At 65.9% G+C, this 14,709-nt stretch carries 14 protein-coding genes; 5 read left to right on the top strand and 9 right to left on the bottom strand.

What is annotated here, in order from left to right; translation table 11 throughout:
* Positions 1-108 precede the first annotated feature (108 nt).
* Positions 109-1,098 (bottom strand): MDR family oxidoreductase, encoded by a 990-nt coding sequence (locus C1922_RS11980; RefSeq protein ID WP_108749960.1) that lies wholly within the window; start codon positions 1,096-1,098, stop codon positions 109-111.
* Positions 1,099-1,200: 102 nt separating this feature from the next.
* Here C1922_RS11980 and C1922_RS11975 point away from each other — a divergent pair, with 102 nt between their 5' ends.
* From C1922_RS11975 to C1922_RS11955, 5 genes are all read left to right on the top strand, one after another.
* The gene (locus C1922_RS11975; RefSeq protein ID WP_108749959.1) at positions 1,201-1,554 is read left to right on the top strand and encodes a helix-turn-helix domain-containing protein; all 354 of its coding nucleotides are present in this window, start codon (positions 1,201-1,203) and stop codon (positions 1,552-1,554) included.
* A gap of 409 nt (positions 1,555-1,963) precedes the next feature.
* Entirely contained in the window at positions 1,964-2,371 is a 408-nt protein-coding gene (locus C1922_RS11970; RefSeq protein WP_108749958.1) for a hypothetical protein, read from the top strand.
* 75 nt (positions 2,372-2,446) lie between these two features.
* On the top strand, positions 2,447-3,310 hold the full coding sequence (locus C1922_RS11965; RefSeq protein WP_108749957.1) for a hypothetical protein: 864 nt from the start codon (positions 2,447-2,449) through the stop codon (positions 3,308-3,310).
* 24 nt (positions 3,311-3,334) lie between these two features.
* Positions 3,335-4,660 (top strand): XVIPCD domain-containing protein, encoded by a 1,326-nt coding sequence (locus tag C1922_RS11960; protein WP_108749956.1) that lies wholly within the window; start codon positions 3,335-3,337, stop codon positions 4,658-4,660.
* Between the two features lie 96 nt (positions 4,661-4,756).
* Positions 4,757-5,212 (top strand): hypothetical protein, encoded by a 456-nt coding sequence (locus tag C1922_RS11955; RefSeq protein ID WP_108749955.1) that lies wholly within the window; start codon positions 4,757-4,759, stop codon positions 5,210-5,212.
* Positions 5,213-5,435: 223 nt separating this feature from the next.
* On the opposite strand, the gene C1922_RS11950 is transcribed toward C1922_RS11955, so the two are convergent.
* From C1922_RS11950 to C1922_RS11915, 8 genes are all read right to left on the bottom strand, one after another.
* On the bottom strand, positions 5,436-7,583 hold the full coding sequence (locus tag C1922_RS11950) for a TonB-dependent siderophore receptor (protein WP_234413517.1): 2,148 nt from the start codon (positions 7,581-7,583) through the stop codon (positions 5,436-5,438).
* A gap of 82 nt (positions 7,584-7,665) precedes the next feature.
* Complete coding sequence (locus tag C1922_RS11945; RefSeq protein WP_108749953.1) at positions 7,666-8,859, bottom strand: GAF domain-containing sensor histidine kinase; 1,194 nt, start codon at positions 8,857-8,859, stop codon at positions 7,666-7,668.
* Between the two features lie 66 nt (positions 8,860-8,925).
* Positions 8,926-10,677, bottom strand: coding sequence for an EAL domain-containing protein (locus C1922_RS11940; RefSeq protein WP_108749952.1), 1,752 nt, complete (start codon positions 10,675-10,677; stop codon positions 8,926-8,928).
* Positions 10,678-10,850: 173 nt separating this feature from the next.
* Complete coding sequence (locus C1922_RS11935; RefSeq protein WP_325051573.1) at positions 10,851-12,977, bottom strand: methyl-accepting chemotaxis protein; 2,127 nt, start codon at positions 12,975-12,977, stop codon at positions 10,851-10,853.
* Positions 12,978-13,120: 143 nt separating this feature from the next.
* Positions 13,121-13,390: a hypothetical protein gene (locus tag C1922_RS11930; protein WP_108749951.1), complete on the bottom strand. Its 270-nt coding sequence runs from the start codon at positions 13,388-13,390 to the stop codon at positions 13,121-13,123.
* Positions 13,391-13,485: 95 nt separating this feature from the next.
* Positions 13,486-14,229, bottom strand: a complete 744-nt coding sequence (locus C1922_RS11925; protein WP_108749950.1) for an SOS response-associated peptidase family protein — start codon at positions 14,227-14,229, stop codon at positions 13,486-13,488.
* A gap of 18 nt (positions 14,230-14,247) precedes the next feature.
* Entirely contained in the window at positions 14,248-14,436 is a 189-nt protein-coding gene (locus tag C1922_RS11920) for a hypothetical protein (protein ID WP_108749949.1), read from the bottom strand.
* Positions 14,433-14,681 carry a hypothetical protein gene (locus C1922_RS11915; protein ID WP_108749948.1) on the bottom strand — a complete coding sequence of 83 codons (249 nt, stop codon included), beginning with the start codon at positions 14,679-14,681 and terminating at the stop codon, positions 14,433-14,435. Before C1922_RS11915 ends, C1922_RS11920 begins: the two co-directional genes overlap by 4 nt.
* Positions 14,682-14,709: the final 28 nt, after the last annotated feature.

Genomic DNA, 14,709 nt, shown 5'->3' with positions numbered 1-14,709 from the left:
AGCGCCCTTACAGCCCCATGATAAGGGGGCTTGGTGCCGTGCGCGGCGTTTCCGGTCTGGCGGGCCAGCCGCCAGCGATGGCGTTGCACCACCGCTGGCCAACAGATCTCAGGCGTTCACATCCACCACGATCCGCCCGCGCACCTTGCCCGGGATGATCTGTTCGTACACATCCAGCACCTCCGCCAGGCCGATCTGCTGGATGGTGCTCTCCAGCTTCTGCGGGTCGAGGTCGGTCGCCAGGCGATCCCACGCACGCTGCCGGACCTCCTGCGGTGCATTCACCGAATCCACGCCGGCCAGGGTGACGTTGCGCAGGATGAAGGGAATGACCGACCCGTGCAGCGCATCGCTCTGCGCCAACCCACATGCCGCCACGGCGCCACGGTACTTGGTTTCGGCAATTGCGTTGACCAGGGTAGGGCCACCGGCCACGTCCACCACGCCGGCCCAGCGCTCCTTGCTGACCGGCCGCTCGCGCGGCTCGGAGAACTGCGCGCGGTCGATGATCTCCGCCGCACCGAGGCTGTGCAGGTACTCGGCATGTTCCGGACGGCCGGTCGCGGCCACCACGCGGTAACCCAGTTTGGAAAGAATGGCCACGGCAATCGAGCCCACGCCGCCGTTGGCGCCGGTCACCAGCACATCGCCCTTGTCCGGCGTTACACCCGCATCTTCCAGTGCCAGCACGCACAGCATGGCGGTATAGCCGGCGGTACCGATGGCCATGGCATCGCGGGTGGTCAAGTTGCCGGGGATCCTGTTCAGCCATTCGCTACGCACGCGCGCACGCTGGGCCAGGCCGCCGTGGTGGCCCATGCTCAGGTCCCAGCCATTGAGAACCACGCGATCACCGGTCTTGAATTCGGCAGTGCTGGATTCCAGCACCACGCCGGCCAGGTCAATGCCAGGAATGAGCGGATACGTGCGCATCACCGGGCGCTCGTTGGTCAGCGCCAGCGCATCCTTGTAATTGAGCGTTGAATATTCAACCTGTACCAGGACGTCGCCCTCCATCAGGTTGGCTTCATCGAAATCGACCAGTTCAGTGGCAACACCGGTGTCGGTCTTTCGGGTCAGCAGTGCCTTGAAACTCATGGTGGGGCCTCGCGTTCAGGGGATGGCTCCATGCTAGGCTCGCACCGTTATTACAACAAGAACGATGGTTTTTCGTAGGTACTATGGTTTTCCGGAGTAGGTATGCGTAGCAGGCGTTGGGACAACAAGAGCGGTTGTGCCGTAGAGGTCACGCTGTCGGTAATGGGCGGTGTGTGGAAGCCGATCATTCTGTTTCACCTGATGACCGGTAAGCGGCGTTTCATGGAACTGACCCGGCGCGTGCCGAATGCCACCCAGTCCATGCTGACCAGCCAGCTGCGCGAGCTTGAAGCCGACGGGGTGGTGATCCGCCATGTTTACCCCGAAGTGCCGCCGAAGGTGGAGTACGAGCTTTCCGAGTTCGGTCGCACGCTGGTGCCGGTGCTGCTGGCCATGCGCGAGTGGGGTGAGACGTATCGCGGCTATCAGCAGACGGATGCCCCCGCTGACGCGTGAGTGATGTCGCGTTCAGCTTGGCGATTCGGGCCGAATCACCCGTGTGGCTCGACAGTTCCGGTCGACGTATTACCTGATCCTGCATGCATTTCGACACGCTGTGACGCTACCGCCACGACTACGCGCAGAAGTGGAATTTCCCTACTTTTAAGCGTTGAAGAAGTGCGGCAATCATCGCCTCGCCAAGGCACCTGCCCTGGCCGGGATTGGCGTCCCGAACTTACATGATGCGCGGCGTCTCGGTTGCAGCCAGCGCTGCGGCCGCGACAATGCACCGCCTGCCAGCTTATGGCGGACGGTGCGTGGGGATCTCGCGATCCGCCGGCTTCTTGCATCATGTATCCGGCACGCCAACCCGCACCGTCCGCCACCTTGCATCTGCAGGTGGCCACACCGTGAGGTTGCCGCCATGTCCGTCCGTCTTCCCGACTATCCCCGGCTGCACGCGCTGCTCGGCAGTGCCGTGCGCGATCTTCCCAATGCCCTGGCCGAAAGGCTCGAGGATGCCCTCTGCGAATCCGCCGAATCCGCTGCGTCATCCGCTTTCCTGGCCCTGCTGAAAAGCTTCGGCAAAAACACGCGGGCCGATGGCCAGCCCTGGACCGAAACCCGCCTCAGCCCGGGCCGTGCGTTCGATATGGCCCTGGCGACCCGCAGTGCGTCGGGCATTACCGCACTGACGGCCGTGCTGCACGCCGCCCACGTCGCGCGGGAGAGCGACGATCCGGACAGCTGCCCGTCCTCGGCGGTCATCGACGGACTGTTCAACGCCTGCCAGGTGCTGTCGCTGCAGGTGGAACGCAGTCTGGTGCCGTGAAGGTTGGGACGCCGTTCCTGTCCCATTGACACCCGGTTCCCTATAGTGGCCCCGGAACCCTGCTATGGATTGGCCATGCACGTGATGTCCCCCGGCCGCTGCCTGGTACTGGCGCTTGCTGTCGCAGTAAGTGCCGGTGCCTGTGCACGGCCGCCGTCCAACGAACACGAAAGGAATCCTGCCATGACGGGCGCAACCCAGACCGGCCGAACCCTCAATGGGCATACCTACACCGACGCCCCGGTGGATGTGAAACTCGGTCCGACGACGTTCCGGTTTCCCGCCAATTATCTGGACAGCCAGATTGCGCCCTGGCCGGGCGAGGGCGTTACCCTGGTGATTGAATGGCCGGATATGAAGCCGACGGCGCCAGGCGCGCGGGCCGATCCACGCACAAACGATTTCCGAAAGGAGATCAAAGTCCTCATTGACTACGTCGACCGTGTGCCCATCGAAACAGCGTTGGCACGGTACTCGGGCGACGAGGCCCGTACGGCGGGCGATTCGGTGGAGCACGGTGATCCTGCTGCCAGGCTTGATCTGCGTATCGCGCAGCCTGAAACCTTGGGCTTGATTCCGTACGCCATCGATGAAGAGAAGATGGCCGTGTATTCAGAGCAGTACCAGGCCCGCTATGGCAGGCCGGCACCGCGGAACCCGGCTTACGAAGGTGACTGGTACGTGGTCCGTGATGCACAGGCTCGCCTGACCACCTTCATCAAGTGCGACAGCAGGAAGCACAGTGAGGATGGCCTGCGTGTGCAAGGAAGCGAGGTAACGGAAATGCCTGGATCTACAGTGGCAGGTTGTACGCACTACTTCGTGGATGACGAAAGCAAGCTTTCGATCATGCTCAGCTATAACAGGGTGTTTCTGCAGGATTGGAAACGCATGGAGAGTGCTGTGAGGCGCGTCCTTGCGGAAAGCAAGGTGAAGTAATTTTTTGCCTACAGGGAGGCAGGCATGAGTGGATTGAGCCAAAAGAATCTGGAGATCCTCGGACATTACGCCAAGTCCGGGAATCGCGAGCTTTACTGGAACTATCTGTCGCAGCTGGAGGGCGCCGACGGCTACGGGACGCTGGCACTTGGAGTGGTGCGCAATGACAGCCTGCCTGGACGTGTTGCCAAAAGTTACGCGCAGAGCCACGCGTCGCACCAGCACGACAATGGCTCCCGCCACCCCAACGCGAATCTGAGCGAGCGGGAATGGGAGTCTTTTGGGCAGACCCTGATTGTGCAGGACCTCGAGCGCAGGCAGCGCTGGTTCGACCTGAAACGCCCGGATCTTGCCTTGAACCTGCCGGGCAGGGACGTGATGCTGTCGCATGATCGTGCCTTCGAGCATCACAGGCTTGATCCAAACTGCTGGACTCCGCGCGTGCTGCTGCAGGCTGCGCTGGCCAAGGAAGGTCCGCAGAAGATGGAGCAGATCTGGACCGGCATGCTTAGCAACGACTACCGAGGCATGACGCGCGCCTGGGATACCAGTACCGATGCCGTAACGCAGATGGGGGCATGGAAGGGCGGTCGCTACGTACTCACGTTGACGGCGCATGAAGCCGTCCAAGCCCTTGAAGGTCGCTCGTCGGTCGACCCAAACGTGATTGGCGGCAACAGCTACTACGCCATGTACTTCGAGGGAGACAAGAAGTGGACCAGTGTCAGCGCCGGTGGTGGCCATGTGACGATGAGCGAGATCACCGATCCCGTACGCATTGCCGAGCTCAACGACGCCCGCGAAGTTCGCCTGGAGCGCCAGCAGAAGGCAGGCCAGTTCCATCCCGAGGACAACTTCCGCACGATTACGCGCAGCCCACTCACGGCGTCGGTGGACGATCTGCCAGACCCGCGCCTCGCCCCGACCCGGTTGGCCGATATCGGCCCGGGCCATGCCGAGTACGGTCTGCTGCAACAGGTCAGACAGGGTGTCGCTGTTCTGGATGCGCAGGCCGGGCGCACGCATGATGAAAGCAGCGAGCGCCTGACCGCCAGCGTGATGGCGCTGGCGCGCCAGCACAACCTGGAGCGGGCCGACCACGTGATGCTGAGCGCGCAGACGAGCGACAACCCTGCCGGCCGCAATGTCTTTGTGGTGCAGGGCGAGCCAAACGACCCCGCGCATCTTCGCGCGTCGATGCCGACGGATCTCGCGGTGCAGACACCGGTCGAGCAGTCGCTGCAGCGCCTGCAGGTGGCCAGCGTGGACCGCGAGCAGAGCCAGGTGCAGCGCCAGCAGCAGGAGATGGACCTGCAGACACGGGACAATCCATCCATGCGCATGGGCTAGGCGCCATGACGACGTAACCGAAGCCTCACGTCGCCTTTGCAACTTCGCGTGCAGCCATTGCTAAGTTCGCTTGCAACCCATTCAAGGAACGCAGCAATGACCCGGAAGTCCCCGCTTGTCCTGTTCGGCCTCTGCCTGGCCCCGGCGCTGGCCTTGGCCCAATCCGACCGCCAGGTGGCCGAAGACATGGTCACCCGCGCGGCCAACGTCTGTCCTGGCCACAGCACCGAGCGCACTGCGCCTACGGTGAAGAAGGTGCCGGTCGGTGCACTGCGCGTCATGCTCGACCGCGGCCTGGTGATGTGCCCGGACCGCCGCCTCGACGCCACTGCACCGGCCGTGTTCTACGGCCGGGTGGGGGTTTTCGGCTGGAATCCGGAGGTGCCGGCTGCTGCGGCGGTGGTCGTGGCGAAGATCGACCAGATGACCCGGAAGGATGAGTACCCGGTGGAAACGCTGGTGTGGGATGCCAAGGGCACCGCGCTCACCCAGCAGACCGTGCCGGCGTTCGAGCCGCGTCCAGGGGCCGCGGTGTTGTACAAGGTGCGCTGAGCGCGGCGCCGCCCCGGGTAGAGGCCCACCCGAGTGAGGCACCATTGCACCGCTACGATGGACGCCCACCTTCGTGGACGCTCTGATGTTTGCATGCCCAGCGCCAGCGCCAGCGCCGTGCCCACCAAGGTGTGGCCCCCGTTCGACGCGGCTGTCCCGCGCGTACTGAGGTTGGCGGGGAAAGTGGATGGCCACTTCCCCCGCTGCGCCCCGCAGCACCGCCTCAGAAGTTGTAACCCGCCTGCACGTAGACCCGCCGCGGTTCTCCCGGGAAATGCCCGTTGCGCTCGATGAAGCCGCTGGCGGCATACACCTTGTCGAACAGGTTCTTTACGTTGGCCTGGAACTGCCACTGCTGCCAGGTGGTCTTCCAGCTCATGTCGAACACGGCGTAGGGCTTCACCCGCTGGCCGTCCAGGCTGACGCGCTCACCCACGTAATCGGCACCAAAGCCGATGGCCGAATGCAGGGCGGGCAGGTCGTAGCGGGTCCACAGGCCCAGCTTGTTGCGCGGCGCATTGGCGAAGCGATCGCCGGAGGCATTGGTGATCCCGTTCGGGCCGGCATCCTTCACCCGCGCGTCGTTGTAGGCGTAGGTCAGGTTCAACACCCAGCGCTCGGTCACGTCGGCCAGCAGGTCCATCTCCATGCCGGTGCTGCGCACCAGGCCCAGCGCGGCCAGTTGGTTCACCCCGCCCACCACTTCGCCGGTAGCCTGCACGATGTTGCTGCGATCGATGCGGTAGGCGGCCAGGTTCAGGGTTACCCGGTCGGCCAGCAGCGATTTCATGCCCACTTCCCACTGCTTGCTGCGCTCGGCATCGAACGGACCGCCTGCCGCTGAATTCTGGTTCGCCGCGCTCTGCGGCACGAAGCCGCTGGCCACGTTGGCGTACAGGTTCAGGCCGTCTCGCGCGATGAAGGTGCTGCCCAACCGCCAGCTGATGTCGTTGCCATCCACGCTGCTGTGGGCGATGCGGTCTTCGTCCTTGAAGCCGTCCCAGCGCAGGCCGGCCAGCACATGCCAGCGCGGGGTCAGGGTCAGCTCGTCCTGCAGGTAGCCGCCGTAGCGCTGGCTGCGGGTGGAGGTGCCGCGCCAGGGCAGGGCGGCCAGGTTGTAGTCATGCCAGGTGCTGGCGCCGTACACCGGGTTGAACAGGTCAATGCCCTGCACCGGGCCGGCGCCACGGGCCAGGTCGGCACTGTTGGCGGTCTGCGCGGTGAAGTCCGCATCGGTCTGGTACACGTCGGCGCCGAACAGCACCTTGTGTTCAATGCCACCGGTACGGGTGCGCCAGACCGCATTGGCGTTGGCGGTGACGGCGTCGTTGTCGCGGATCTGGTTGCGCAGCTGGCGGGTCATCCACTCGGCCACGCCGTCGCCGTCACGGTCGATCAGCCCCATCGGCTCGTGGTACATCTGGTGTTCGCTGTTCTTGAACCAGCGCGCCGCCACATCCACATCCAGCGTATCGGTGGGCGCGAAGCGATACTGCGCCAGCGCCACCTTGGCGCGCATGTCCAGGAAATCGCTGGCCTCGTTGTGGTTCCAGCGGCGGTCGGTCAGGAAGGTGCCGTTGTCGTCCACCGGCACGCCGCGCAGGCGGTTGCCGCCCAGGTTCTGGGTGATATCGGTGAACTGCAGCACCAGCTCGCCGGTGTCGCCCACGTCGAAGGCCAGCGAGGCATCGCCAATCACGCTTTCACTGTCGGTGTTCCAGCGTACGCCCGATTCGCTATCGCCATAGATGCCCGCGCGGTAGCGCACGCTGCCGCTGCGGTTCAACGGGCCGGTGCCTTCAACCGAGGCGGCGCGGAAGTCCTCGTTGCCCACCTGCAGCTCGATGCGGCGCTCGGCGGTGGCCTTGGGCTTGCGGGTGACGTAGTTGATCACGCCACCGGCATCGCCGCCGCCGTACAGGGCACCGGCCGGGCCCTTCAGCACTTCCACCCGTTCGATGTTGAACAGCTGCGGGACCGAAAAGCCGGCATAGGGATCGCCGCGCAGGCCGTCGTACAGCACGTTTTCCTGGCGGAAGCCGCGCAGGGTCACGCCGGCGTAGCTGAAGAAGCTAATGCCGCTGATGCTGCGGTACAGATCGGTCACCTGGCGGGCGGCCTGGTCATCGATCAGTTCGCGCGGCAGTACCTGGATCGACTGCGGCACCAAGGTCAGCGGGGTGTCGGTGCGGGTGCCGACGGCGGCGTCGTCCACCCGGTACAGGGTCTGTGCGCGGCCGCGCACTTCCACTTTGTCCAGATCCTGCACGCCGGCAGGCGGGCTGTCGGCGGCGTGGGCGGCAATAGCTAAGGGCAGGGCGAGCGCGGCGCACAGGGCGCGGCGACGGAGCAGTCTCGAGGGCATGGGCAGTGTGGGGGTGGCTGCAAATGAGAAATATTAGCATTTGCAACACTTCGACACGCATCCCCCGTTCGGGCAATGCCGTTTTCTTTCAAAGACGCAGGGTCAGTACCGTGCCCGAATCGATGGCGCTGGCTACCGATAGCGTGCCGCCATGGGCCTTGGCGATCTGCGAGGCGATATACAGCCCCAGGCCCAGGCCGGAATCCAGGCGCTTTTCCTGCGGGCGAGAGAACGGCTCGAACAGCGCCGCCAGGTGCGCCTGCGGGATCACCCCGGCGTTGGCTACCTCGATCCGCAGGCCTTCGCCGTCGCTGCGGCCTGTCACCCGTATCGGTTCTCCCGGGCTGCCATGCACGGCGGCGTTGATGACCAGGTTGGCCAGCAACTGGCACAGGCGCGCACCGTCGCAGCGGAATACCGGCGGCAACTGCAGATCCAGCTCGCAACGGCGCTGCGGATAGGCGCGCATCGCTTCGCGGCAGGCCACGGCCAGCACCCCGGAAAGATCGGACCAGTCTTCCAGCCTCAGGGCAATGCCGGTGCCCAGGCGGCCCCGGGCGAAGTCCAGGGTCACATCGATCAGCTCGGCGATGCGATCGGTACTGTCGTTGATGTGCTCCAGCACCTTCTGCTGCGCCATGCTCAGCGTCCCGAGCGAAAGCAGGTCGGCGCCAGCGCGAATGGCCTGCACCGGATTGCGCAGATCGTGGGCCAGCACCGCGATGAACTCCTCGCGCTCCTTGCCCACCCGCAGCAGCTCGGCGTTGTTGTGCTCGGATTCGGCCAACTGCACGTCGCGGCTGGTCCCATCACGCTTCAGGCCATCGATCAGCTCCGCATCGGCATCGTGGCCGTGCACCGCATCAATCTGCGCGGCCACCAGCCGCGCCAGCATCGTCAGCGCCGCCACATGGCTTTCGTCCACCGGCCGGGGCAGCGGATCGAGCGTGCAGAGCGTACCGAAGATGCTGGCGTCGGCCAGGGTGATCGGCACGGAGATATAGCTGCGGAATCCGTACAGACCCGGTACCGGGCTGTGCTGGAAACCGGGGTGGGTGTGCGCGTCGGCAAACCACACCGGGCATTGCTGGGCCTTCACGTCCTTGCAGAAGGTCTTGTTGATGTCCAGCACCATGCCATTGCTGATGCCCAGGCCGGCGCGGTCAACGCTCTGCACGGCCCGCCAGCGGCTGTCGGTCACTTCGCCTACCAGCGCCACGCGCATGCCGGTCAACTGGCAGGCGAGATCAAGGGAGGGACGGAAGTCGATTCGTGTGGGCATCGCAGGCGGTCCGGCAATCGCGTCTGGGCCTGGGCAGTATAGCCACCGGCAGCGCGTGCAAGCGGATCACTCGGCCAGGGAGGCACCCTGCAGGCGGCGGCTGTGGCTGGTGAACAGCTGATCCGGATCCATCGGCCGGGCCAGGGCAAATCCCTGGATCTCATCGCAGCCCAGTGCGCGCAGGCGGCTGACCTGGTCGGCACTCTCGGCGCCTTCGGCCACCACGCTGTAGCCCAGGCGGTGGGCCAGGCCGATGATGGCTTCCACCTTCACGCTGGACCGGTTGTCCAGGCACAGGCGATCGATCAGCGACTTGTCCAGCTTCAGTGTGCTGATCGGCAGTTCGGTCAGGTAACCAAAGTTGCTGTAGCCGCTGCCGAAGTCGTCCACCGCCACGCGGATGCCCGCATCGGCCATCCGCTTCAGTTGTACGCCCTGCTGCGAATCGGCACGCAGCCATTGGCTTTCTGTGATCTCCACCTCGACCTGCGTGCAGGCCAGGCCGCGCCGGTCGATCCCGGCGATCAAGCGCTCGGCCGCGCCTTCGCGGGCCATGTCGCGGGCCGAGTAGTTGATCGACAGGTTCAGCGGCAGGCCATCGGCGTGCCAGCGTGCAAGCTGGTCCAGTGCGCGGTCCACCACCCAGTCGGTGATTCCGTGCATCAATGCGGTGCGTTCGAACACCGGAATGAACTCGGCCGGGCTGACCGGACCCAGTTGCGGGTGGTTCCAGCGGATCAGCACTTCGGCCGCAACGGGCTGCAGGTCACGGGCGCGGAAGCGGGGCTGGTAGACCAGATGGAACTCATCCTGCTGCAGCGCCGTGCGCCCGTCGGTGGCCAGCCGGTAGCCGCGGCGGGTACTGGCATCGTGGCCCTGCGAGTACCAGCGGAAAGGGGCGCGGGCGGACACCGCCGCGCTCAGCCCCACCAGCAGGCGGCGGATCACTTCCCCGGCGCTGTGCTGGCCCAGGGTCAGCTCGCACACACCGGCGTGGAAGCCCGGTGACATCGGCACTTCGGCGGCCATCATCGGCCGGGTCACCCGCGCCTGCAGTTCGGCCAGCAGGGCTTCCACCGCGCTGGCCTGCTGCAGTTCCAGCACGAAGGCAAAGCGGGCCACGCCCACGTGGTAGACCTGGGCCAGCCCGTCCAGTGCCACCTTCAGGCGCACGCCGGTGCGCCGTATCAGCGTTTCCAGCGGCGCCATGCCCAGCACCTGTCCCGCCTCGGTGGAAACGGCGGTATCAAACACATCCACCAGCACCGCATGCATGAAGGTTCCCGGCTCGCGTTCGGCCAGCGCATCGTGGTCCAGCATGAACTGCTGGCGATCAGGCAGTCCGCTCACCGGGTCGCTGCGCCCGCTCATCGCGCGCAGCTCCAGCTCGTTCATGGCTGCCCGCGCCAGCGTTTCCAGCTGCCGCCGCTCGGCCTCGGACAGCGTGCGCGGCGCATCGTCCATCACACAGAACGCGCCGATGGCCACGCCGTTGCGTGCCACCAGGGGCGCCCCGGCGTAGAAGCGCAGGTGCGGCTCGCCGGCCACCAGCGGATTGCTGGCATGATGCGGGTGCTGCAGCAGATCGTCGATCACCAGCGTTTCGGCTGAACCAATCGTGCTGGCGCATATGGAATCGCGGATATGGGTCTGCGACACCGCAAGGCCACGGCGAGAGACCAGCCGCTGGCGGTCGATCTGCAGCAGCGAAACAAACGCCACCGGCACGTTGAAGGTGTGCGTGGCCAGCTCGGTCAGGCTGTCCAGCGAGGCGCCACTGATCTCGCCCAGCGCATTGAGGCCGGCGAGGGTGGACATTCGTTCTTCATCACGGCTGGCGGGCATGTACGGGAAATCGTTACGGCAGTGGGGGCGCGATACACCCCCAGCATGCCGCAGGCGGCGCGAAGGCGGTGTGGCGTCGGCTTGCACGGCGCGGCCCTGCGATCCTGCCCACTGAATCCTTCAGCTGGGCAGGGCAGGGCGTGCGCTTACGCTGCGCGCTGCAACGTCGCGCGTGGAGCGCCGGCGGCGGCGATCTTGAACGTCGCTGCGGCCTGGTCCAGCGCGCTGGCCTGCTCGGCCATGGCACGCGCCGATGCACTGGCTTCTTCCACCAGTGCGGCATTCTGCTGGGTGGCCTCGTCCATCTGCGCGATGGTCTGGTTCACCTGCTCGATGCCGGACGCCTGTTCGCTGCTGGCCTGGGCGATCTGCTGGATCAGCGTATCGGTCTGGGCGGCGGCGGCGCGCAGCTGCTCGATGGCCTGTTCCGATTGGCGGGCGATGCCGATGCCGGCCTGCACGTTCTCGCCGGAGGTTTCGATCAGCGCCTTGATGTCCTTGGCCGACGCTGCCGCGCGCTGGGCCAGGGTACGCACCTCGCTGGCCACCACGGCGAAGCCGCGCCCCTGTTCCCCGGCGCGTGCCGCTTCCACGGCGGCATTCAGGGCCAGGATGTTGGTCTGGAAGGCGATGCCATCGATCAGGCCCACCATCTCGCCGATCCGCTGGGACGAGGCGTCGATCTGCTGCATCACCTCCACCACATCCTGCACCGCGCGGGCGGTGCGCTGCACGGCGTCGCCGGCGCTGCGCGAGGCGGCGTTGGCATGCTGGGCATGCTCGGCGTTCTGGCGCACGGTCGAAGTCAGTTCTTCCATCGACGCGGCGGTTTCCTCCAGGTTGGCCGCCTGGCTCTCGGTGCGGCGCGAAAGATCGGCATTGCCGGCGGCGATTTCGTCCGACCCGCTGGCAATGGACGCTGCCGCCGTCTGGATGCGTTGCACGATGCCCGACAGGTTTTCAGCGGTGCGGTTGGTGTCGCGCTGCATGGCCGCGAACACACCCTGGTAGTTGCCCTGCAGGCGTCGGCTCAGGTCACCCTCGGCCATCGCGCCCAGCACCACCGACAAGGCCTTCAGGCTGCCATCGGCGGTTTCCATCAACTGGTTCAGATCCACGATCATGCGCTGGAAGTCGTGGCGATAAGCACCGGCATCGCCGCGCGCGCTGAAGTCGCCGGCCGCTGCCGCGCGGGCCAGGCGCTGGATGTCCTGGTTGATCGCGTGCAGGCTGGCCTTGGCCGCATCCATCGATTCATGCAGCATCGCGCGGCTGCCGGGCAGGCGCCGGGCGTCGCGGCGCAGATCGCCCTGGGCATACTCGTTCAGCACCTCGATCGCATCGACGATCGCGTCCAGATGCTCGAACACCATGGTGTTCATGCCCTCGGCCAGCTCGCCATACACGCCCGGGAAGTCGGTCGGCATGCGGTGGGTGATGTCCTCGGCGGCATGTTTGTCGATCATCTGCCGGGTCTGCTGGGAAAAGCGCTGCAGCAGCTGCACCATGCCATCGGTGGCACGCAGCATCTGGCCCACCTCGTCCTGGCTGTCATCCTGGGCGCGCACGCTCAGGTCGCCACGGGTCACCGCATTGATCGAGGCCTGCACGCGTGCCAGCGGCACGGTCAGGCTGCGCGAGATCAGCCACGCGGCCAGGATGCCCAGCGCCAGGCTGGCGACGCCGAAAAGGGTCAGCAGGCCGGTGGTGCGCGCCGCCAGCGACTGCATCTCCGCTGCTGCTTCGGCTACAAGCTTCTGCTGCAGATCGGCGAACTCGCTCAATGCCGTGTTCCATTGCGCCGCGGCCGGCGCCACCTTGTCCAGCAGCAGGGCGTCGGCGGCCTCGAAATCGCCGGCACGCATGCGCCCATCCAGCTCGGCCAGTGCGGCCTGTGTGGCCTGCTGGTGCGCGGCCACCTTGTCACGCATGGTCTGTGCCAGCGGGCTGGTGGCCGGCCGTGCGGTGAAGTGCTGCCAGATCTGATCGTAGCGCGCGGTCTGCGCCTGCACGGTGGCCAGGTCACGCTCCAGTGCCTGGCCGCGGCGCAGCAGCATATCGCGGCGCAGCAGCAACAATTCCTTGTTGATGATCAGCATGTCGTACAGCTCGCCCATGCGGGTCACGCGTACGTTCACGGCGTTGTCGAACTGTTGCCGCTGTTTGTAGTTGCTGTGCAGGGCGATCGCGAGAATGGTGGCGATCATCAACAACAGGATGGAAAAACCAGCGGTAAGGCGGGTGCCTACCTTGAAGCGGCGCAATGTGTTCAATTTGTGAAGTCCGGTAGTCGTCGTAAGCCCGACTGCCGGGCGTGTCTGCACAGGAGAGAGTCCCGGCAGGCAGTACAACGATAGCGGCGGCGCAGGCTGAAGCTTTAGCGCCGCGGTTCGGATTTTTTTTTAGCGCCTGCGGATCAGGCAATGCAGAGCACGAACACCGCCGACAGTGCGACCATCAGCACGAACACGCGTCGGCTCAGGGCCAGGCAGGCCAGGCCTGCGGCCAATGCCCATGCACCGAGCAGGATGCAGACCAGCAGCCACAGTCCCATCCCCATCAGCGAGCCGGACACTACGCCCGACAGCGCCAGCGCCTTGAACAGGCCCACGCCCAGCACGCTGCCCAGCATCCCTGCCTGCAGGGCGACGGCATCATGGCGGGCAGGGGCGGGGCGGCGATGCATGGCTGCACTGTGCCGCAAGCCACATCCACGCCATGTGTTTTTCAAGGGGTCGGATCCCTTTGCAGCGGAAAGGGCTCTGACCCCAAGCCCGTCGCTCATGCATCGTCATCCAGTGCATCGCCATCCCAATCGGGCAGCGCGCTGTCGGGACGCAGCGCATCCGGGTCCACCGGCTCCAGCAGCGTGTAGTCATTGCGTCGAGGGTCGCGGATACCCAGGCCGACATGGGCAGCTTCCAGCATGGCGGTATGCGCGTGCCGTCGCAGCTGCGCCGGGGTGGCAAGCTCGCCCCTCAGCCAGGCCGCCGCCGCCACGGGCTCCACAAACACCGGCCCATCAGCAGACAGCGGGGCCGGGATCGCCGGATTGCCATCGGTCAGGATCGAAAACGTGTCGCGCATGTCGCCGGCCTCGTCCTGCCAGTGCTCCCACAGCCCTGCTGCCAGCAAGGCCAGGCCATCCTGCCGCTGCACGAACATCGGCCAGGGCGGTCTCCGCCGCCGGTCCCATTTGAAATAGCCCGTCATCGGCACGATGCAGCGCCGCTTGCTCCAGGCATCGGCAAAGATGCGGCTGCGGGGTGCGCGTTCCAGCCGGGCGGTCACCGTGGTGTAGGGCGTGGAGGGTTGTTTCGACCAGCGCGGCACCAGGCCCCACTGCATCTCCGCAACGACCGTGGTGGTGTGCGCATCGGTGGCCCCTGCCGCCCAGACCCAGGCGTGGCCGTCCTTGCCGATGTTGTAGCGCGCATCTGCCGTTGCCAGTGCTGCCGCCACGTTACCGGGCAGGGCAGCAGGGAAGCTGTCCACGTCCACGAAGGCCTGCACGAAACGTCGCATGCCCGCTCCGTCGCCGCCTCAGCGCGGCGGATGTGCCTGCAGCACGTTGCGCCCTCGCGGGGTCAGGTCGATGTCGCCGTCTTCCGCCTGCACGGCAAGCCCTGCCGCGACCGCCCAGGTGGCGGCGTCACTGTCCACGCGTTCCGCATCGGCTATGGCCTGCAGGATCCGGCGCCGTGCATCGGTCAGCGACGCGTCCATGCTCATACGCCCAGCACCGGCGGCAGCTGCCAGTCGGTCACGCGCGCATTGCTCACTGCCTGGTGGCATCCGCAGTCTTCACAGCGGAACAGGGTGCCGCCCGGCAGGTGCAGCAGATTGCCTTCGGTGGACGATGTCGTGGCCTCGCAGTGGTTGCAGGTCACCGTCAGCGACGTGATGCGCTCGACCCCCCCGGCCATGTTGAAGACGGCCTCGAAGGCGCGAATGGCGAAATGACCGGTGTCCGACATGAGGGAAGGGGCCAGGGGGAAGGTGCAT

The sequence above is a fragment of the Stenotrophomonas sp. ZAC14D2_NAIMI4_7 genome, from assembly GCF_003086675.1.
Taxonomy (GTDB): Bacteria; Pseudomonadota; Gammaproteobacteria; order Xanthomonadales; family Xanthomonadaceae; genus Stenotrophomonas.
Note: the sequence above shows the minus strand (reverse complement) of the source record. Positions and strands in the feature narration are given on the sequence as shown.